This window comes from Paracoccus sp. (in: a-proteobacteria) (assembly GCF_047973135.1).
Taxonomy (GTDB): domain Bacteria; phylum Pseudomonadota; class Alphaproteobacteria; order Rhodobacterales; family Rhodobacteraceae; genus Paracoccus.
The window spans coordinates 1-19,735 of sequence record NZ_JBKEBL010000305.1 but is presented as its reverse complement, the minus strand read 5'-3'; the positions used below and the strand labels follow the sequence as shown (position 1 = coordinate 19,735).

Genomic DNA, 19,735 nt, shown 5'->3' with positions numbered 1-19,735 from the left:
GGGGGGCGGGCCGGGCAAAGCCCGGCCCGTCGCTGCCGCCCGGCCGGAGGCGCGCTTCGCGCGCAGTCAGCCTGCGGACGGCAAAGTCAGCGCCATATTCCCAGCGCAAGCCGCCCCACAGGCGCACAGCCCTCACGCCCCCCCACCATGAGCGCACAAACCTCCCACCTCACCGCCCCGCTCACCCCGGCACGGCGAAGGCCGGATCCACGCTGCCCAACTCACCCCCCGGAACAAGCACCAAACCCGGCAAACGCCGTGAAGGCAGGAAAGGGGGGCGGGCCGGGCAAAGCCCGGCCCGTCGCTGCCGCCCGGCCGGAGGCGCGCTTCGCGCGCAGTCAGCCTGCGGACGGCAAAGTCAGCGCCATATTCCCAGCGCAAGCCACACAGGCGCACAGCCTCAAAACAGAAAACCGCTGAACAAACGCCGCCCGCGCCCGCATCAAGCGAAAACTCATGCCGTGATCGACCCTACCGTAACAGGCGGCACAGCCAGCGCGCCGCAGGCATATGCCGGGGGTCCGGGGGGCGCATAGCCCCCCCGGCCATCGCGGGACGCAAACCAGCAGCGGTGAAGTTCCCCGAACGTTCCCGGTAACGCATAACAGCGGTGTACAGCCTGTGCACATCCGGTGCCGCCCCTGTGCCGCCCTGTGCCGCCCCAACCCCAGCATTTGCTGGGAAATTTGCGCCCAACCGGAACGCCCGTTGCGCAAACGGCCAATGCAACACCCCGGCCAGCGGCGCGACGGGATCAGCCCCGGATGAGATTGATCAGATCGAACAGCGCGTCTATCGCCTCGGGGCGGGTCATGTTGCCGGGGGACATGCGTAGCACCGGGCCGCGCGCATCGACCCATATGCCTTCGCGCCCCAGGGCCTCGACCGTCGCGGAAGCAGCGGCGGCGTCGGGCAGGCGCAGCATGACCGAGCCGCCGCGCGCCGCCGGATCGCGGGGGGATTGCAGCGGCAGGCCTGCCGCATCGGCCCGCGCCACGATCTGCGCCGTCAGCTTGCCGTTCCACGCGGTCAGCGCATCCGCGTCCTGCCCGGCGTGCCAGTCCAGCGCAGGCAGCGAGGACAGGGCCGCAACCGCGCCGGGCGTGCCTCCGTCAAGGCGGCGGATGTCAGGGGCATAGGCGAACTTGTCCAGATCCCAGGAAAACGGGTTGTCCTGCGAGAACCAGCCGCGCCCCTCGTGCCGCAGTTCCGGGATCAGCGCCTGATCGACATGCAGCGCCCCCGCCCCCGGCGTGCCGCACAGCCATTTCAGGCTGCTGCCAACGACAAAATCCACGCCCGGATCGCGCGCGTCGAACCGAAAGAGGCCGATCCCCTGCGTCACATCCACGCCGATCAGGCTGCCCATCTCGCGCCCGTGGCGGGCCAGCGCCGTCAGGTCCACGCGCGAGGACGCGGTCGAGCTGATCCAGGTCAGCATGGCCAGCCCGACATCCCTGCCCCACCGGTCGATGAAATCCCCGGTCGCGACCCAGTTGCAGCCCTGACTCAGCGGCACCGTATCCAGCGTAAAACCCATCTTCGGCGCAAGTCCCGCCAGCAGGAAATGCACCGATGGAAAGCAATCCGCCGCAATCAGCACACGCTTGTCCCGCAGCCGCCCTTCGGGCAGGGCGCGCATCACGCGGTGGACGCCCTCGGTCACGGTGTCGGTGGTGGTCACGGTGCCTTCAGGCGCGTTCAGCAGCGCCCGCCAGCGATCAATAAACCCCTGCCGTCTGCCCAGCAGAAAGCCCCATTGCCCGTCGTCCGGCGCGGACCAGTGGCGGGCAAAAACGGCGCTGGCGCGGGCCAGATCGGCCTCTTTGCCGGGATACATCCCGATGCCGTGATAGAGGAAATAGCCGTCATGGCCCCTGATTGCCTTGGTCATTGTCAGTCCTTGTCAGAAACCCATCACCGAGGGCAGCCACAGGCTGAATCCCGGAACCGCCGCGATGATGGCCAGCGCCAGCAGATTGACGCCAAGAAACGGAAGGATCGCCCGGATCAGCGGAACCAGCCCGCATCCGGCGATACGCTCGGCCGCAAAAAGGCAGACCCCAAGCGGCGGGGTCAGCAGGCCGATATTCAGGTTCAGGATCGCCACGACGCCGAAATGCAGCGGGTCAATTCCGGCCCTGACGGCGGCCTGCGACAGGATCGGGCCGAACAGGATGATCACCGTCGTCGGGTCGATGAACATTCCCAGAACCAGCAGCACCGCGTTAAAGATCAGGATGGTTTGCAGATAGGTCATCTCCCACCCGGCGATCTGTGTGGCCAGCATGGCGGGCACATTCTCGCGGCCCATCACCCATGAAAAGGCCGCACCGCAACCAACGATGATCAGAAGCTGGCCCGAAAAGATGGCGGATCGCGAAAAGACCTGCCCCAGCGCCGTCACGCTGATCGAGCGGTACAGGAAGATCGACACGATCAGCGCATAGGCGGCGGCGACGGCCCCGGCCTCGGTCGGGGTCATCAGCCCCCCCAGCAGCCCGGCAAGAATGATCACCGGGATCATCAGCGGCACCAGCGCCGCGCCGGTGGCGCGGGCAATGACGGCGGGCGTGCGCTGCATCTCGATCCGGGGATAGTCGTGGATGCGCGCCTGAACCGCGACCAGCGCGATCTGCACCAGCCCGATCACCAGCCCCGGAATCAGCGTCGCGGCCATCAGCGCCCCGATGGACAGCCCCGTCATCGAGCCATAGATCACCGCCACCAGCGAAGGCGGCACCATCGGACCGATGATCGACGATGCCGCCGTGACCGCCCCGGCATAGGCAGCGGTATAGCCCTGCCGTTCCATTGCGGGGATGAACACCCGGCCAAGCGCGGCAATATCGCCAAGGGCCACGCCGGTAATACCCGAAAACAGGATCGAAGCACCGATATTCACCTGCGCCAGCCCGCCCCGCATCCAGCCAAAAATGACATTCGCGAAATGGATCAGCCGGTCGGTAATCTTGCCGGTATTCACCAGCTCGCCCGCAAGGATGAACAGCGGGATCGCCATCAGCACAAAGGAATCCATGCCCTGATAGATGCGTTCCGCCGCCAGCGGCAGAAAACGCCAGTAATCGCCCCATGCCATCCAGGCCAGCATCGCCGCGATCATTGCCCAGGCAATCGGCAGACCCAGCACCATCAGCCCCAGAAAGGCGGTCAGCAGAACGATCAGCGTATCGCTCATGCCTCGTTGCCCCCGTGCAGGAACAGGCGGGCAAGGGCGAAAAGGCTGGCGAACAGAAAGGCCAGCGGAATCGACAGATAGGGCCATGACAGCGGGATCCGCAGCCCCTCGCTTTTCTGGCTGGCGGCGAATTCGACGATGCCGATCCCCTCTCGCAGCAGGATCAGAAACACCGCCAGCCCGATCAGATCCAGCAGGACATCCAGCGCCCGCCCCGACCACGGCGCGATATGGCGCAGCAGCGCGGGCACCAGATCGATGCGGATATGGCTGCCCTCGCGCACCGCCACCGCCGAGGCCAGCAGCGCCATCCAGATCATCGCGTAACGCGCGACCTCTTCGGTAAAGACCGGCACCCCGCCCCCGGCATAGCGCAGCACGACCTGCGCGATCAGCAGCAGGAACATCGCGGCCAGACACAGGGCCGCGACCGCACGCAACGCCGCCTCGATCAGCCGCACCGCAACCGCCAGCGCCTGCACCTCAGTTCGCCGCCGCCGATGCATCAAGCGCCTGGTCGATCAGATCGGGCGTATCGATATTGGCGCGCAACCAGTCCAGCGCGACGGGCTGCATCGCCTGCCGGAAGGCATCACGCTGTTCGTCGCTTGGGCGGATGACATTCACCCCATGCTCGCCTGCGAATGCGATGGCCGAAGCCTCGACCTCGCGCGATGTCTTGCGGTTATAGGCGATGGCCTTGTCTGCGGCATCCTGCAACACCTGCTGCTGATCCGGCGTCAGCGACGAATAGAACGCCTCGGAAATTCCAAGCGGACCAAAGGCATAGCTGTGCCCGGTCAGCATCAGATGCGACTGCACCTCGTACAGCTTGACCAGATTAAAGACAGAAACCGAATTGTCCTGCCCATCGACAACCCTGGTCGCCAGCGCGGTGTAAAGCTCGCCAAAAGCCACGGGCGAGGCCGAGGCCCCCATCGCCTCGACCGGGATCGTCGCCAGCGGCCCCAGAACCCGCATTTTCAGCCCGGCCATATCCGCCGGGCTTTCGACCGCCTTGTTGGCGCTGAAATGCTTGAACCCGCCCGATTCCCACCAGCCCAGAACGCGAATATCGGTCTTTGCCAGAATATCGGCGGCCATCTCATCGCCAAGCGGGCCATCCAGCACCGCCCATGCCGCCTGTTCGGTCTGGAACAGATAGGGCGCGTTGAACACCATGATGTCGGGATGGATCGTCGCGTAATTCCCATCCGAGGCATCAGTCATCTCCAGCAGGCCGCGCCGCATCTGCGCCAGCCGGTCATTGGGGGCCCCAAGCGCGCCGCCATAGACCAGTTCCACCGTCATGTCGGAATTTGCCTCGACCTCATCCTTGAAGGTGCGGTACATGCCGTTGACAAAGTCAAAGCCCTCGATCGTCTCGGGCAATGACAAGCCCACGGTGATGCTTTGCGCGGCAGCACCCCCCGGCACGCCAAGGACCGCAACGACCGACAGGGCGGCCAGCCTAGCAAACATGGTGTTCATCGTCATTCCTCCTTTCGATCAGCGCGGATCGGCACAATGTTCAAACCGCCGGACGGGCGGGCATTCCAGATCGGTGATCAGCATGTGACCGGGCGCATGGGTGATCGCCAGATCGGGCTTTGCATGGGCGATGGCGCGCTCGACCGAGACGCCGCAGGGCCAGAACATTGCCGTTTCGCCGTTTTGCACATCGCTCAGCCCCAACCCGTCCACCGGCCGCGACAGATCAACCCCGATCCGCGCCGGGTCGCCGACATGTACCGGCCCGCCATGGGCCAAGGGCTGCGCGCGGGTGATTTCTGCCGCCAGTTCCAGATGCTCATCACGGATGGCGCGCATCGACACGACCAGATTGCCGCCAAAAGGTGCGACCGGGGCCATCCGCAGCGCCGAGTCAAAGGCCGAACAGGACCGCCCCCCGCCATGACAGCGCAGGCTGACGCCCGCGTGGATCAGATCAGCCTCGAAACTCAGCGAGCAGCCGATGGCAAAGGCGACCAGATCGTCCCGCCACAGACCGGTCAGCGCGGCCACATCGCCCGCCGGGCGCCCATGGCGGAACACCCGGTACAGCGGCAGATCGCGGCGGATGTCGATCCCCTCGCCCAGTTCGGGCAGGGCCGGATCGCCTGGCCTGCCACGCGCCAGCAGCGGAAAAACCGCCGGATTCGCGCGCAGAAATGCGTGAAAGCCGTCGGCCATCGCCTGCGGCAGAATGGCGATATTGGCCTGCATCATTCCCGGCGCCAACCCCGCCGTCTGCCCGGCCTGCCGCCCTTCGCGAAAACGCCGCCGGATGTCGCGCGGCCGCATCACGCAAGCCGCTCCAGATGCGCCCGGATCATCAGGATCTCGGCCTCGTGACAGGCGCAGGTACGATCCCAGCTTTCCTGACCGGTGCCGGGCGCGCGCAAAGCCGTCATCACGATCAGGCATTCCCCCGGCTGACCACCGATGGCCGGCCCGTCCGTGACCCGGATCGAGATTCGCGGCGACAGGGTATCAGTGCCAACATGGAAATCGATCAGCCCAAGGGCAGCGTCGGGCACGATGCGTACCCGCACCCTGGCCCCGTCAAAGATCGACGCGCCGGTAAAGACCCCTGCCTCGCCCGCAGGCTTCAGCCCCATCGAGCCAAGCGCCCATCCCCCCACGAACCCGGCATCCGACAGCGCCGCAAAGGCGTCACCCCGACCGACCCGCGCCCATGTCGCGGCCACATGCACAAGCTGCTGGCGTCGCATCGTTCCCCCTTCCCCTGGCGGATGGTGGCGAGGGTCTGAAATCGTATACTGCAAGTCAACATATTTCGACTGATTGTTTCAAAAAACGGGCCCGTGATTGCCCGAAACGCCCAAGCCGTATACTATTCTTCGGCTTTTTGACCGATCCTGAAACAGATAAGCCTGTCACATTCTTTCGGCACGAGGGCCTCATGGCGCGACAAAGCTATCGCTTGCAGATCTACAACGACTATCGCGCCCGCATTCAGCGCGGCGAGATCGGGCCGGATGACCGGCTGGTCGATACGATCATCGCGGCAGAACTGGGCGTGTCGCGCATGCCGGTACGCGACGCGCTGATGCAACTGACCCATGAAGGCTATCTTGAGGGCACGACACGCGGCTTTGCCCTGCCCAGCCTGTCGTCCCGGCAGGTGATGGACATCTTTGAACTGCGCCGGCTGCTGGAACCAAGGGCCGTTGCACTGGCCACGCGTGGCTTGACGGATGACGATATCGCAACATTGGGTCGTGCGGTCTCCGAGGCCCGGTCAACCGTCGAAACAAACGATCTGGGCCTGTTCTTCAAAGCCAGCGAGACATTCCGCAACACCTGGCTGGGGGCGGTGCCGAATGCGGAACTGCGCCAGACGATCCAGCGCTATCTGGCGCAGGTGCAGACGGTGCGGGTTGCCACGATGCGCGATCCCGAAACCCGCGACGTGATCGTCGCGGGACAGCAGGATCTGTATCGCACCTTTCAGCGGCGCGATACGCTGGCAGCCCATGACCGGATGCTGCGTTTCGTCATGCAGGCCGAGGCCTCTTATGCCGAAACGCTGAGACAGGAACCCGAAAGTGCGGCTTAAATCCCCGCATCGGCAATGGCGCGGGCCAGAACCGGTACAGTGTCGCGGTTCAGCCCGGCGATGTTCAACCGTGAATCGCTGACCATATAGATGCCCGAGCCGGTTTTCAGTTTCGCCACCTGCTCGGCCGAGGCCCCGAGGCGCGAGAACATGCCCCGGTGATCGGCCACGAAATCAAACCGGTCGCTTCCCGTCAGATCACGCAGCTCGGCGGCCAGTTGCGCCCTCAGCCCCAGCATCGTGTTGCGGACCTCTTCCAGTTCGGCGGCCCAGTCGGTGCGCAGCGCGTCGTCGGTCAGGATCGTGCTGACGATGCGCGCACCGTGATCGGGCGGGAAGGAATAGGTCTGGCGGTTCAGAAAGGCCATCGCGCCCTGCGAAAGATCACGGGCGGCACTGTTTTCGGCCAGTGCCATCAGAACCCCGGTTCTTTCGCGATAGATGCCGAAATTCTTGCTGCACGAGGCCGCGATCAACACTTCGGGCAGGCTTTTGGCGACCATCCGCGTCGCCTCGGCATCGGCGTCCAGCCCGTCGCCAAAGCCCTGATAGGCCAGGTCGATCAGCGGAATCCCTCCGGCCTTGTCCAGCAGTGCAATCACCTGCCGCCATTGTTCCAGCGTCAGGTTGGCCCCGGTCGGGTTGTGGCAGCAGCCATGCAGCAGCACGACATCGCCTTTCCCGACCCGCGCCAGATCGGCCAGCATGCCATCGAAATCGACGCCGCGTGTGGCATTGTCGAAGTAACGGTATTCGACAAAGGGCAGACCCATGAATTTCATGATCGACAGATGGTTGGGCCAGGTCGGGTCCGACACATGCACCGTCAGATCCGGGTTCGCCATCCGCGCCAGTTCCAGCCCCTGTCGGATCGCGCCCGTGCCGCCCACCGTCGCGACCGAGGCCAGACGGTCGCCCGGCACATCGGCCAGCACCATCTTCGCCATGGCGTCGCGATATTCGGGTTCGCCCGCAAGACCGGTATAGGCCTTGCTGGTCTGGGTTTCCCAGATGCGCTGCTCGGCTGCCTTGACCGCGCGCATCACCGGCGTCAGCCCGGTCGGATCCTTATAGACGCCGACGCCCAGGTCGATCTTGCCCTGACGGCTGTCGGCCTTGAATTCTTCGATCAGCATCAGGATCTTGTCGGGGGCTTGCGGCTTGAGGTTGGACAGCATCTCAGGCATCTCCGGTTGCAATGTTCAGGTCCGGAAAGCTGCCCCATTCGGTCCAGCTTCCGTCATAAAGCGAATGGTTGCGATGGCCGATCCGCTCCAGCGCCAGCGACAGGATCGCGCCGGTCACGCCGCTGCCGCAGCTTGTGATGGCGGGTTTGGCCAGATCGACGCCCGCAGCCTCGAATGCAGAGCGCAGGGCGTCGGCATTCTTCATGGTGCCATCCGCATTGTATAGCTGGCCAAAGGGCAGGTTCTTCGATCCGGGAATATGACCCGAGCGCAGGCCGGGGCGCGGCTCGGGCACCTCGCCGCGGAACCGTTCGGGCGCGCGGGCGTCGATAATCTCGTGATCGCCCAGTTTCGAGGCTGCGGCCACCTGCGTCACATCGCGTACCAGCCCGGCCTGCCGCTGCACGGTGATATGCCGGTCCCGCAGGATCGGCGGCATGTCCTCGACCTCGCGCCCCTCGGCCTGCCATCTGGCGAAGCCGCCATCCAGCACCGCCACATCGGCCTTGCCCATCAGGCGAAATGTCCACCAGACGCGGGCAGCGCTGCGCACATCGGAATTGTCATAGACCACGATCTGATGCCCGTCGCCGATGCCCATTGCCCGCATCCTGCTGATGAACAGCTCGACCGGCGGGGCCATATGCGGCAAGGCGCTGCGCGTGTCCGATATGGCCTCGATGTCAAAGAACCGCGCACCGGGGATATGGGCAGCGTCATATTCGGCCCGCGCGTCGCGGCCTGTCGCGGGCATGTGCCAGCTTGCATCGATGACCCGCAAATCCGGATCGTTCAAATGCGCGGCCAGCCATTCGGTCGAAACCAGCGTTTTCGGATCGTCCTGCATCGGCACCCCCCTGTTGGCATTGTTTCGATGTACAGGGGGATCGTCCGGCCTGCAACGCCCTGTCAGCCCTGTTTCAACAATCGCTGCTTCTGCCGTTCCCAGTCGCGTTTGGCGCTGGTTTCACGCTTGTCGGCGACCTTTTTGCCCTTGGCGACGCCGATCTTCAGCTTTACCAGACCCTTGTGGTTGAAATACATGACCAGCGGCACCAGCGTCAGCCCCTCGCGCCCCACGGCCTGCCACATCCGCGACAATTCGCGCCGGCTGACCAGCAGCTTGCGCCTGCGGCGTTCCTCGTGCCCGAAGACGCCTGCATTCAGCAGCGTGGCAATATAGCCGTTGATCAGCCACAATTCGCCATCCTCGATGCTGGCATAGCTTTCGGCGATGTTCGATTGTCCGGTGCGCAGCGATTTCACCTCGGATCCGGTCAGGACGATGCCCACCTCAAGATCGCTTTCGATGAAATAATCGAAACGCGCCCGCCGGTTCTCGGCGATCACCTTGTAGTTTTTGTTTTCGGGTTCCTTGGCCATGACGGCGTTACATAGGCAGCGTCAAAGTCGCTGTAAAGGCCCGCCGCCTCTTTCGACCGTCAACACGTCCGCCAGCGCCCGCGCGGCCTGCGATACCTCGTGCCAGGTAAGCTCAAAGTCGCGCAGACCGCCATACCAGGGATCGGCCACCGACTGTCCCTTGTGGCCCGGCACATGATCCAGCAGCAGTGACAGCCGGGCGCGCGCGCCGGTGGGGGCTAGCTGGCGCAGGCGGGCCATGTTCTCGTCATCCATTCCAAGGATCAGGTCGAAACGGTCGAAATCCTGCGCCACGACCTGACGCGCGCGCAGCCGCGATATATCAACGCCATTGCTGATCGCGACGGCCTGCGCACGGGGATCGGGGGCCTCGCCCTGATGCCACGCGCCGGTGCCCGCCGAATCGACGGCGACATCCAGCCCGCGCCGCGCGGCTTCGGCCCGGAACGCGCCCTCGGCCAGAGGAGAGCGGCAGATATTGCCAAGGCAGACAAACAGAATCGCCGGTTTGCCCCGGACTGGGGGATGAGTGATTGTATGCGCCATGCCCGGCAGGCTACGCTGGTTCACGGAAATGGGAAAGGGGGCGCGGCATGAGCAGGCATCCGATTCGAGGCATGCGGAAGGAGCGGGCAGCATGAGACCCGGCCCCCGCAATCTGATCACCGATGTTGCGGGCCTGAGGGTCGGCAATGCGCAGGATGCGGCGCTGCGATCAGGGACAACGGTCCTGACCGCCGACGCACCTTTCGCGGCGGCGGTACAGGTGATGGGCGGTGCGCCGGGGACGCGTGACACCGACCTGCTGGCCCCCGACAAGCTGGTCGCGCAGGTCGATGCGCTGGTGCTGTCGGGCGGGTCGGCCTTTGGGCTGGCGGCCTGCGACGGCGTTATGGCAGGGCTTGCAGAGGCCGGGCGCGGCTTTGCCGTGGGCAACGCGCGGGTGCCCATCGTGCCTGGGGCCATCGTCTTTGATCTGCTGAACGGAGGCGACAAGGGCTGGCCTGCCAACCCCTATCCCGCACTGGGCCTCGCAGCGTTGCGGGCCGCCGCCACCGGTTTCGCCATCGGCAGCGCGGGCGCGGGAACAGGCGCGATGACCGGGCGGATGAAGGGGGGGCTTGGCTCGGCCTCGGCGGTGCTGGACAACGGGCTGACCGTGGGCGCGCTGGTCGTCGTCAACGCCCTCGGCTCGGCCACCGTTGGCGAAACCGCGCATTTCTGGGCCGCGCCATGGGAACTGGGCGACGAATTCGGCGGTCGCGGCCTGCCTGACGAATTTCCCGCCGCGCAGGAACCGCAGCCGCTGAAACGGCTGGGCGAGGCGACCACCATCGCCATCGTCGCAACCGATGCGGCGATGGACAAGGCGGCGCTGCTGCGGCTGGCGACTGCGGCGCATGACGGGCTGGCGCGCGCGCTGTTGCCCAGCCACACGCCTTTCGACGGCGATCTGGTCTTTGCGGCTGCAACCGGTGCAAGGCCGATGCCCGATCCGGTGATCGATTCCTTTCTGCTGGGCCATGCAGCCGCCTGCACCCTTGCCCGCGCCACCGCCCGCGCCGTCTTTCACGCCACGGCGGCAAGCGGCGATCTGCAACCCTGCTGGCAGGGGCTGTACGGCCCGTAGCGGCTGCGACGGGCGGAAAAATTCCCGCACCCGGCTTTGCAATCGGACCGGTCATGCCGATATAAGCCCGAGAAATCGGTTGTGGCGCGGCAAGGAAGGGACACGGATGTCAGGCAAGGCGATGCAACGGCTGTGCTTCTATCTGCTGGTCCTGCTGACGCTTTATGCGTCGCTGGCGGGGGCGGGCTGACGCGATGACACCCCAGACACCGCGCCCCGACATGCGCCACAGGCTTGAGGGGCGACCAAAATGGGTGACGATCGCCGCAGTGCCGTTCCTTTTGGGTGCATTTTTTCAGGCCCCAGCCGGACTGGTCGGCGATCTTGCCGCCTTCGGGCTGATCGCCCTTGGTATGTGGCAAACGCAGCAAGGGCTGCGGGCCGAAGCCGCCTATGACATCCGCGCTTCAGCGCGCCGCCCCGCCCTTCCGCGCAAGCTGCTGGGCGGATTGCTGGCCGGGATGGGGCTGGGGTTGGGCGCGGCAGAACCGGGGGCGTTGACCGGCGCGGGGCTGATCGGGCTGGCCGGGGTGGCGCTGCATCTGCTGGCCTTCGGCGCCGATCCGCTGCGCGACAAGGGAATCGACGATGCCGGTGATTTTCAGCAGGAACGCAGCCGCCGCATGATCGCCGAAGGACAGTCATTTCTGGATCAGATGAAACAGGCGATCCGGCTCAGCGGCGATCCGGCGCTGGTGGCGCGCGTCGCCCTGTTCGAAGGCACGGTCCACCGGCTTTTCGCAAGGGTCAGCCGGGATCCCCGCGATCTGGCGGCGGTGCGGCGCTATCTTGGCGTTTACCTGATGGGTGCGCGCGACGCGACGGCCAGATTCGCCGATCTTTACGCAAGCTCGCGGGATGGGCAGGCACGCGCGGCCTATGAGGCCTTTCTGACCGATCTGGAACGGGATTTCACCGCCCGCAGTGACAAGCTGCTTGAAGGGGATCGCGACGAGCTGGAGGTTGAAATGACAGTGCTTCGCGAACGTTTGGCGCGAGAAGGGGTCCGGCCCGCCGCAGACGACACCCCACGTTCGGACGAGGCGCAAACTCTGGACCAATTGCTGACCTTTCCCCCCGACCGCGCCAAGACCCGCTGATCCATGCCCCGCTTTGCCCTGAAGATAGAATATGACGGCCGGCCCTTTTCCGGCTGGCAGGCACAGGCCGATCAACCCTCGGTCCAACAGACAATAGAGGCAGCGCTGGCCCGTCTGGATGCGGGCTTTGCAGCGGGCGCGCGGATCGCGGGGGCGGGGCGCACGGACTCTGGCGTTCACGCGACGGGACAGGTTGCCCATGCCGATATGGAACGCGGCTGGGATCCGTTTCGCCTGCAAGAGGCGCTGAATTTTCATCTGAAGCCCGCCCCCGTCGCGGTGTTGCAGGCCGCGCCGGTAGACGACGGTTTTCACGCCCGCTTTTCGGCTCGCGAAAGGCGCTATACCTTCCGGCTGATTACCCGGCGCGCGCCGGTCACGCATGATCGGGGGCTGGTCTGGCAGGTGCTGCATCCGCTGGATGCCGGGGCGATGCGCGCAGGCGCGGCCCATCTGATCGGGCGGCATGATTTCACGACCTTCCGTTCCTCGATCTGTCAGGCGCAAAGCCCGGTCAAGACGCTTGACGAAATCGGGATCGAGGAATTGCCGGTCCCGCAGGGACGCGAATACCGCTTTCACCTGCGGGCGCGGTCATTCCTGCACAATCAGGTGCGATCCATTGTCGGCACGCTGGAGCGTGTGGGCGCGGGCGCATGGCAGCCTGATCGGGTGGCGGCGGCGCTGGCAGCCTGCGACAGGTCGGCCTGCGGGCCGGTCTGCCCGCCCTACGGGCTGTATCTGACAGGGGTGGGTTATCCGCAGCCGCCCTTTGACGAAGCCGCCTAGCGACGCCCCCGGCGGCGCGGACGCTCGTCATGGCGCGATATGACGATCTTGATCGTGTTCCACAGGATCCACAGATCCAGCTTCATGTCGCGGTGGCGCTGATAGATCAGGTCGATTTTCAGCTTGGCAGGCAGGCAGCGGCGGTAATAGGCGACCTCGGTCGCCTCGGCGCTGCGGCAATTCGCCATGATCCGGTCTTCGTGCCGGTGATAGATCAGCGTCGCAAGCCCGGTCACGCCCGGACGGCTTTGCAGCACCTGATTATAGATGGCCGGAAACCGTTCGACATATTCGCGCAGCGGCGGGCGGGGTCCGACAAAGCTCATGTCACCCTTGAGGATGTTGAAAAGCTGCGGCAGCTCATCCAGCCGGGTGCGGCGCAAAAACCGACCGATGGGTGTGATTCGCCAGTGCTTGTGCGCCCCCGTGGCCCCAAAATCCTCATCCTGCAACAACATGGTGCGGAACTTGAGTTGCCGGAAGGACCGGCCCGGCGCGCACATCCGGTCGGCGCTGTAAAGAATTGGACGGCCCTGCGCGACCAGAAGGATCGCGGCGACGGTCAGCATCACGACGGAAAGCGGAACCAGCAGCAGGACGGCGAAAAGGATGTCGCAAATTCGTTTGGACAGCGGCATGGGCTCGGCCTTGCCGCCCGACGCTTCTGCGGCAAACCAAGCCATCTTTGGCATGGTCAGCACAGAAAGGCGCGTTGCCTCTGCTCTGTCCCAATCGTGATGAATAGTCACAATGCTGTACCGGTCCGTCACCCTAGCGATGGGAACCCGTAACATATCGTCCGGCACAATGGAACCAGAGGCGAACAACTTAAGGCAATCACTTGCACAAGCATGGCAATTCGGCCACTGTTAGCCGATCAGGGCCAAGCAGAGGCGACCGTGCCGACACGTAAATTCCTTGTTTTGCTGGATGACAGCCGCGAATGCCTGAACGCGATGCGCTTTGCCGCGATGCGCGCCGCGCATACCGGCGGCGGCGTGGTCATCCTGTCGGTCATCCCCGCCGAGGACATCCAGCACGGCTTTGGCGTGGCCGATCTGATGCGCGCCGAGGCGCAGGAACGGATCGAGGCGCATTTCGAGGTTTTCGCCAAATGGATGCGCGCACGCCCCAAGGTCGATCCGGAACTGGTCATCCGCGAGGGAGACCCGGCCGAAGAACTGATTGCCCAGATCGCCGCCGACCCGGAAATCGGCATCGTCGTCCTGGGGCTGAACAGCGACAAGTCGGGGCCGAACCCGGTTCTCAGCCGGCTGTTGCGCGACCAGACCAACCTGCCCTGCCCGATCACCATCGTTCCCGGCGACCTGTCGAAAGAACGGCTGGAGGCAATCACATGACAGGCGGCGCTTGACCGGACCGGTCCGGATCGCCATATCGGGACGAAAGGAGCGTCCCGATGTTCATCCAGACCGAAACCACGCCGAATCCGGCGACGATGAAATTTCTGCCCGGCGAAACCGTTCTGGGCAGCGGCACAGCCGATTTCCCGACCGCCGACGCCGGGGCGGCATCGCCACTGGCGCGGCGCATCTTTGCCGTCGAGGGCGTGACGGGCGTGTTTCTGGGCCGCGATTTCGTGACCGTGACCAAGGCGGACAACCTGCCTTGGGATCACCTGAAACCCTCGGTTCTGGGCGCGATCATGGAACATTTCCAGTCGGGTGCCCCGGCTATCGAAGGCGATGCACCCGAAAGCGCGGGCCATGCCAGCCATGACGGACCGGATGCGGAAATCGTGGGCCAGATCAAGGAACTTCTGGATACCCGCGTGCGCCCCGCCGTTGCGCAGGATGGTGGCGACATCACCTTCCACGGCTTTGACCGCGGCGTCGTCTATCTGCATATGCAGGGCGCCTGCGCAGGTTGCCCATCCTCGACCCTGACGCTGAAGATGGGAATCGAGAACCTGCTGCGCCACTATATCCCCGAAGTGGTCGAGGTCCGGCCCGTTGCCTGACTTCATCACGCTTGGGTTCGACACATCGGCCGCGCATTGCGCGGCCGCTTTGCTGCGGGGTGATCGGGTTCTGGCGCTGCGGCACGAGGAAATGACCAGGGGCCAGGCCGAACGGCTGTTTCCGATGCTGGAGGAAATGCTGGCCGCGACCGGGTTGGGCTGGTCCGATCTGGATGTGATCGGGGTTGGCACCGGGCCGGGCAACTTCACCGGCATCCGGGTGGCGATTGCCGCCGCGCGCGGGCTGGCGCTGTCCCTCGGGATACCGGCGGTGGGGATTTCCGTCACTGAAGCCGCTGCTTTCGGCCTGCCCCGCCCCTGCCGGATCGTGATACCCGCCCGTCGCGATCATCTGATCTGGCAGGATTTCGTCGCCGGGGACGACGGCAAGGGGGGATGCCGTCCGCAGCAAGCTGCGACCGGCGCGCTGCCGCCCGGCCCCGTGCCGGCTTCGCCGGCGGTTCCGCTGGCCGAAGCCATTGCGCGTCTTGCACTGGCGCGGCGCGACAACCCCGCCCCCCGCCCCGCCCCGGTCTATCTGCGCCCCGCCGACGCGGTCCCGGCACGCGACGCCCCGCCGGTCATCCTGCGATGACGCCCGATGCGATGACGGCGCTGCACGCGCGCTGTTTCGGGTCAACACCGCGCCCCTGGTCGGCTGACGAGTTTGCCGGGCTTCTGGCGACCTCTGGCACCTTCCTGCTGTCTGAACCGGCCGGGTTTCTGCTGGGCCGGGTGGTGTTGGACGAGGCCGAGTTGCTGACCCTTGCCGTTGACCCCGACGCGCGGCGGCACGGAATGGGGCGGCGACTGACGGTCGGATTTGCCGATGCGTCGCGCGACAGGGGTGCCAGATCGGCCTTTCTTGAAGTGGCCGCCGACAATGCCGCCGCGCAGGCCCTCTATCTCGGGCTTGGCTGGCGGCCGGCAGGGTTGCGCCGGGGCTATTACACGGCGGCTCTGGATGCGCTGATCCTGCGGCTTGGCCTTTGATGCCACACAAATACGGTTGACCCCCTGCGAACGATGCGTCCTAATCTGTTCGGGATGCGCATGGCTTGAATCATGTGCCAACAGGACGAGGTTTGACGAATGACTCTGATGAAATCGCTTCTTGCAGGTGCGGCGACTTTGGCCCTGACCGCTGGCGCATCGCTGGCGGATCCGGCGCTGATCTATGACCTTGGCGGCAAATTCGACAAATCCTTCAACGAGGCGGCCTATGCGGGCGCGACCCGCTGGAAGGAAGAGACCGGCGGCAACTACAAGGAACTGGAGATGCAGTCCGAGGCGCAGCGCGAACAGGCCCTGCGCCGCCTGGCCGAAACGGGCGCGAACCCCATCGTCATGACCGGCTTTGCCTTTGGCGATGTGCTGAACAAGGTGGCGCCCGATTACCCCGACACGAAATTCGCGATCATCGACATGGTGGTCGAACAGCCGAATGTGCAATCGGTCGTCTTTACCGAACAGGAAGGCAGCTATCTGGCGGGGATCATGGCCGCGATGGCCTCGGAAACCGGAACGGTCGGCTTTGTCGGCGGCATGGACATTCCGCTGATCCACAAATTCGAATGCGGCTATGCGCAGGGCTTCATGGCCGCCAAACCGGATGGCAAGGTGCTGATCAACTATACCGGCACGACTCCGGCGGCATGGAACGATCCGGTCAAGGGCGGCGAGCTGGCCAAGGCGCAGATCAGCCAGGGCGCGGATATCGTCTATGCGGCGGCGGGCGGCACCGGGATCGGCGTGTTGCAGGCCGTGGTGGACGCGGGCAAGCTGGGTATCGGCGTGGACAGCAACCAGAACCATCTGCATCCGGGCAAGATGCTGACCTCAATGATCAAGCGCGTGGACAATGCCGTGTTCGAGGCATTCACCGCGGGTTCGGACCTTGAACCCGGCGTGCGGGTCATGGATCTGGCCGCCGATGGCGTGGGTGTGGCCATCGACGACGACAACAAGGCCCTGATCACCCCGGACATGCAGGCCGCCATTGACGACGCGGCGGCAAAGATCAAGGCGGGTGAGATCAAGGTCCACGATTATGCGACCGACAACACCTGCCCGGTCCAGTAATGGCGGCGGCAGGCGCGGAACGGGGGGGGCGACCGGCAGCGGCCGCCCCTTATGCCATTGAACTGCGCGGCATCTCCAAATCGTTCGGCCCGGTGCAGGCGAACAAGGGGATTGACCTGCGCGTGGCAAAGGGCTCGATCCACGGCATCATCGGTGAAAACGGCGCAGGCAAATCCACGCTGATGTCGATCCTCTACGGGTTCTACAAGCCCGACAGCGGCCAGATCCTGATCAACGGCCAGCCCATCGCCATCGCCGACAGCCAGACCGCGATCCGCGCGGGCATCGGCATGGTGTTTCAGCATTTCAAGCTGGTCCAGAATTTCACCGTGTTGGAGAACATCATCCTCGGTGCCGAGGATGGCGCCCTGCTGCGCCCCTCGCTGGCCAAGGCGCGGGGCATCCTGAAAAAGCTGGCCGAGGAATATCAGCTTGAGGTCGATCCCGACGCAATGATCGAGGAACTGTCTGTCGGCCATCAGCAGCGGGTCGAAATCCTCAAGGCGCTGTACCGGCAGGCCGACATCCTGATTTTGGACGAACCCACCGGCGTTCTGACCCCGGCCGAGGCAGATCACCTGTTCCGAATCCTGCAAGGGCTGAAGGCCGAGGGCAAGACCATCATCCTGATCACCCACAAGCTGCGCGAGATCATGGAGATCACCGACACTGTCAGCGTGATGCGACGGGGCGAGATGGTCGCCAGCGTCACCACTGCCGACACCAGCCCCGAGGAGCTGGCCGAACTGATGGTCGGGCGCAAGGTGCTGCTGAACGTGGCCAAGGCCCCCGCAACCCCCGGTGCCCCGGTGCTTGAGGTGCGCGACCTGAAACTGCTGGACGAGAACGGGGTGGAACGGCTGCGCGGCATCAGTTTCGATATCCGCGCGGGCGAAATTCTTGGCATCGCGGGGGTCAGCGGCAATGGCCAGACCCAATTGCTTGAGATTTTGGGCGGCTATCCCGAAAAAGGTGCCAGAGTCGGCGGCTCGATCCGCATGAATGGCGAGGTGCTGGACCTGACCGGCACAAAATCCGACGCGGGCACAAGGCGCAAACGCGGCTTTGGCCATGTCCCCGAGGACCGGCAGGTCGAAGGGTTGATCATGGATTTCGCCGCCTGGGAAAACTCGGCCTTCGGGTATCATGACAGCGCGGAATATCGGCGCGGATTGCTGATGGACAATTCTGCCATCCGCCGCGACGCCGAAACCCATATGGAGGATTTCGACGTCCGCCCCCGCAACGCCAATCTTGCGGCACGCAATTTTTCCGGCGGGAACCAGCAAAAGATCGTCGTCGCGCGCGAAATCGAACGCAACCCCGACCTGCTGCTGATTGGCCAGCCCACGCGCGGCGTGGATATCGGCGCGATCGAGTTCATCCACAGGCGCATCGTGGAACTGCGCGACGCGGGCAAGGCCGTGTTGCTGGTCAGCGTCGAACTGGACGAGATCCTGTCGCTGTCGGACCGCATCGCCGTGATGTTTGACGGCCGGATCATGGGCGAACGCCTGCCCGGTCAGACCACTGCGGGCGAACTGGGCCTGCTGATGGCGGGCGTCACCGATACCGCGAAGGGGGCCGCCTGATGGACAAGATGCCGAAATGGGCCGATGTGATCCTGACGCCCCTGATCTCGCTGCTGCTGGCGATGCTGATCTCGGCGCTGGTGATCCTTGCCATCGGGGAAAGCCCGTGGGAGGCCATGAAAACCATGGTTACGGGGGCGCTTGGCTCCAGCTATGGCTGGGGCTTCACGCTGTATTACACCACGAATTTCATCTTCACCGGGCTGGCCGTGATGGTCGCCTATCATGCCAGCCTGTTCAATATCGGCGGCGAGGGGCAGGCGGCCATGGGTGGCCTGGGTGTGGCGCTGGTGTTGCTGTGGCTACCCTTGCCGCACTGGCTGCTGGCGCTGCCCGTTGCGATGATCGCCGCCGCCGCCTTTGGCGCGGCATGGGCGTTCATTCCAGCATGGTTGCAGGCAAAGCGCGGCAGTCACATCGTGATCACCACGATCATGTTCAACTTTATCGCCGCCGCGCTGCTGAACTATATTCTGGTCAACGTCCTGCGCCCGGTGGGCAGCATGGACCCGGCCTCGGCCAATTTCCCGCCGGGCACGCATCTGCCGACGCTCAGCGGCATGGCCGCCGCGATGGGCATCGAATGGGGCAAGCATACGCCGGTCAATGTCACCTTTCCTGTGGCCATTGCCGCCTGCGTGCTGGTCTGGCTGCTGATCTGGCGCACCCGACCGGGATACGAGATTCGCGCCTTTGGAAAATCCGAGCCCGCGGCGGTCTATGCCGGCATCTCGCCCCTGCGGATCACGGTGATCGCCATGCTGATTTCAGGCGGGCTGGCCGGGCTGATGGCCATCAACAACGTCATGGGCGAGGCCGAGCGGCTGGTCCTGAACGCGGTCGAGGGCGCGGGCTTCATCGGCATCGCCGTGGCGCTGATGGGCCGCAACCATCCCATCGGCGTGTTGCTGGCCGCCTTGCTGTTCGGTTTCCTCTATCAGGGCGGCGGAGAGCTGGCGCTCTGGACCTCGATTCCGCGAGAGCTTATCATAGTCATTCAGGCCCTGGTGATCCTGTTCACCGGCGCGCTCGACATCATGGTGCTGATGCCGCTAGAGGCCTTCTTCATGTCTCGGAGGAAGATGGAATGATCGAGGCGCTAATTCCGTTTCTGCCCGGCTTCTTGGCGGATTATGCGATTCAGGCGGTTGCCATCGCGTCTCCCGGTCCGGGCGTTGCGCTGATCCTCGGTTTTGCGGTCAGCGAGGG

The 19,735-nt window shown here is 64.9% G+C and carries 22 protein-coding genes; 11 read left to right on the top strand and 11 right to left on the bottom strand.

Going from position 1 to position 19,735, the window contains the following annotated elements; genetic code table 11:
* Window positions 1-754: 754 nt before the first annotated feature.
* From ACK5L9_RS22170 to ACK5L9_RS22145, 6 genes are read right to left on the bottom strand one after another with little or no spacing between them, the layout of a single operon-like run.
* Window positions 755-1,894 carry an aminotransferase class V-fold PLP-dependent enzyme gene (locus ACK5L9_RS22170; RefSeq protein ID WP_416913626.1) on the bottom strand — a complete coding sequence of 380 codons (1,140 nt, stop codon included), beginning with the start codon at window positions 1,892-1,894 and terminating at the stop codon, window positions 755-757.
* Between the two features lie 12 nt (window positions 1,895-1,906).
* Window positions 1,907-3,199: a TRAP transporter large permease gene (locus ACK5L9_RS22165; protein ID WP_416913625.1), complete on the bottom strand. Its 1,293-nt coding sequence runs from the start codon at window positions 3,197-3,199 to the stop codon at window positions 1,907-1,909.
* Window positions 3,196-3,681 (bottom strand): TRAP transporter small permease, encoded by a 486-nt coding sequence (locus ACK5L9_RS22160; protein WP_416913624.1) that lies wholly within the window; start codon window positions 3,679-3,681, stop codon window positions 3,196-3,198. The genes ACK5L9_RS22165 and ACK5L9_RS22160 overlap by 4 nt, the downstream gene beginning before the upstream one ends.
* A 1-nt stretch (window position 3,682) precedes the next feature.
* A complete protein-coding gene (locus tag ACK5L9_RS22155) occupies window positions 3,683-4,690 on the bottom strand; it encodes a TRAP transporter substrate-binding protein (RefSeq protein ID WP_416913623.1) in 1,008 nt (335 codons plus the stop codon).
* An 18-nt stretch (window positions 4,691-4,708) separates the two neighbouring features.
* Window positions 4,709-5,503: a D-glutamate cyclase family protein gene (locus ACK5L9_RS22150; RefSeq protein ID WP_416913628.1), complete on the bottom strand. Its 795-nt coding sequence runs from the start codon at window positions 5,501-5,503 to the stop codon at window positions 4,709-4,711.
* Window positions 5,503-5,934 (bottom strand): hypothetical protein, encoded by a 432-nt coding sequence (locus ACK5L9_RS22145; RefSeq protein ID WP_416913622.1) that lies wholly within the window; start codon window positions 5,932-5,934, stop codon window positions 5,503-5,505. The genes ACK5L9_RS22150 and ACK5L9_RS22145 overlap by 1 nt, the downstream gene beginning before the upstream one ends.
* Window positions 5,935-6,125: 191 nt before the next feature.
* Here ACK5L9_RS22145 and ACK5L9_RS22140 point away from each other — a divergent pair, with 191 nt between their 5' ends.
* Window positions 6,126-6,782 (top strand): GntR family transcriptional regulator, encoded by a 657-nt coding sequence (locus ACK5L9_RS22140; protein ID WP_416913621.1) that lies wholly within the window; start codon window positions 6,126-6,128, stop codon window positions 6,780-6,782.
* On the opposite strand, the gene ACK5L9_RS22135 is transcribed toward ACK5L9_RS22140, so the two are convergent.
* The 4 genes from ACK5L9_RS22135 to ACK5L9_RS22120 form a co-directional block, all read right to left on the bottom strand.
* Window positions 6,779-7,960 (bottom strand): aromatic amino acid transaminase, encoded by a 1,182-nt coding sequence (locus ACK5L9_RS22135; RefSeq protein WP_416913627.1) that lies wholly within the window; start codon window positions 7,958-7,960, stop codon window positions 6,779-6,781. The two genes, ACK5L9_RS22140 and ACK5L9_RS22135, sit on opposite strands and share 4 nt — an antisense overlap.
* A gap of 1 nt (window position 7,961) precedes the next feature.
* Window positions 7,962-8,816 (bottom strand): 3-mercaptopyruvate sulfurtransferase, encoded by an 855-nt coding sequence (gene sseA, locus ACK5L9_RS22130; RefSeq protein WP_416913620.1) that lies wholly within the window; start codon window positions 8,814-8,816, stop codon window positions 7,962-7,964.
* Between the two features lie 62 nt (window positions 8,817-8,878).
* Window positions 8,879-9,352 carry an SsrA-binding protein SmpB gene (gene smpB, locus ACK5L9_RS22125; protein WP_416913619.1) on the bottom strand — a complete coding sequence of 158 codons (474 nt, stop codon included), beginning with the start codon at window positions 9,350-9,352 and terminating at the stop codon, window positions 8,879-8,881.
* A gap of 21 nt (window positions 9,353-9,373) precedes the next feature.
* Window positions 9,374-9,898: a low molecular weight protein-tyrosine-phosphatase gene (locus ACK5L9_RS22120; protein ID WP_416913618.1), complete on the bottom strand. Its 525-nt coding sequence runs from the start codon at window positions 9,896-9,898 to the stop codon at window positions 9,374-9,376.
* A gap of 91 nt (window positions 9,899-9,989) precedes the next feature.
* Here ACK5L9_RS22120 and ACK5L9_RS22115 point away from each other — a divergent pair, with 91 nt between their 5' ends.
* From ACK5L9_RS22115 to truA, 3 genes are all read left to right on the top strand, one after another.
* Window positions 9,990-10,982 carry a P1 family peptidase gene (locus tag ACK5L9_RS22115; RefSeq protein WP_416913617.1) on the top strand — a complete coding sequence of 331 codons (993 nt, stop codon included), beginning with the start codon at window positions 9,990-9,992 and terminating at the stop codon, window positions 10,980-10,982.
* Window positions 10,983-11,176: 194 nt separating this feature from the next.
* A complete protein-coding gene (locus tag ACK5L9_RS22110) occupies window positions 11,177-12,082 on the top strand; it encodes a 5-bromo-4-chloroindolyl phosphate hydrolysis family protein (protein ID WP_416913616.1) in 906 nt (301 codons plus the stop codon).
* A 3-nt stretch (window positions 12,083-12,085) separates the two neighbouring features.
* The gene (gene truA, locus ACK5L9_RS22105; RefSeq protein WP_416913615.1) at window positions 12,086-12,871 is read left to right on the top strand and encodes a tRNA pseudouridine(38-40) synthase TruA; all 786 of its coding nucleotides are present in this window, start codon (window positions 12,086-12,088) and stop codon (window positions 12,869-12,871) included.
* Here the strand turns inward: truA and ACK5L9_RS22100 are convergent.
* Window positions 12,868-13,509, bottom strand: a complete 642-nt coding sequence (locus ACK5L9_RS22100; protein WP_416913614.1) for a sugar transferase — start codon at window positions 13,507-13,509, stop codon at window positions 12,868-12,870. The genes truA and ACK5L9_RS22100 overlap by 4 nt on opposite strands.
* Before the next feature lie 261 nt (window positions 13,510-13,770).
* Between ACK5L9_RS22100 and ACK5L9_RS22095 the strand changes: the two genes are divergently transcribed.
* From ACK5L9_RS22095 to ACK5L9_RS22065, 7 genes are all read left to right on the top strand, one after another.
* Window positions 13,771-14,232 (top strand): universal stress protein, encoded by a 462-nt coding sequence (locus ACK5L9_RS22095; protein WP_416913613.1) that lies wholly within the window; start codon window positions 13,771-13,773, stop codon window positions 14,230-14,232.
* A gap of 59 nt (window positions 14,233-14,291) precedes the next feature.
* Complete coding sequence (locus tag ACK5L9_RS22090; RefSeq protein ID WP_416913612.1) at window positions 14,292-14,852, top strand: NifU family protein; 561 nt, start codon at window positions 14,292-14,294, stop codon at window positions 14,850-14,852.
* Window positions 14,845-15,447, top strand: a complete 603-nt coding sequence (gene tsaB / locus ACK5L9_RS22085) for a tRNA (adenosine(37)-N6)-threonylcarbamoyltransferase complex dimerization subunit type 1 TsaB (protein ID WP_416913611.1) — start codon at window positions 14,845-14,847, stop codon at window positions 15,445-15,447. The genes ACK5L9_RS22090 and tsaB overlap by 8 nt, the downstream gene beginning before the upstream one ends.
* The gene (locus ACK5L9_RS22080; protein WP_416913610.1) at window positions 15,444-15,845 is read left to right on the top strand and encodes a GNAT family N-acetyltransferase; all 402 of its coding nucleotides are present in this window, start codon (window positions 15,444-15,446) and stop codon (window positions 15,843-15,845) included. The genes tsaB and ACK5L9_RS22080 overlap by 4 nt, the downstream gene beginning before the upstream one ends.
* Window positions 15,846-15,944: 99 nt before the next feature.
* On the top strand, window positions 15,945-16,934 hold the full coding sequence (locus ACK5L9_RS22075) for a BMP family lipoprotein (protein WP_416913609.1): 990 nt from the start codon (window positions 15,945-15,947) through the stop codon (window positions 16,932-16,934).
* Window positions 16,934-18,526: an ABC transporter ATP-binding protein gene (locus ACK5L9_RS22070; protein ID WP_416913608.1), complete on the top strand. Its 1,593-nt coding sequence runs from the start codon at window positions 16,934-16,936 to the stop codon at window positions 18,524-18,526. Before ACK5L9_RS22075 ends, ACK5L9_RS22070 begins: the two co-directional genes overlap by 1 nt.
* Window positions 18,526-19,617, top strand: coding sequence for an ABC transporter permease (locus ACK5L9_RS22065; protein ID WP_416913607.1), 1,092 nt, complete (start codon window positions 18,526-18,528; stop codon window positions 19,615-19,617). The genes ACK5L9_RS22070 and ACK5L9_RS22065 overlap by 1 nt, the downstream gene beginning before the upstream one ends.
* Window positions 19,618-19,735: the final 118 nt, after the last annotated feature.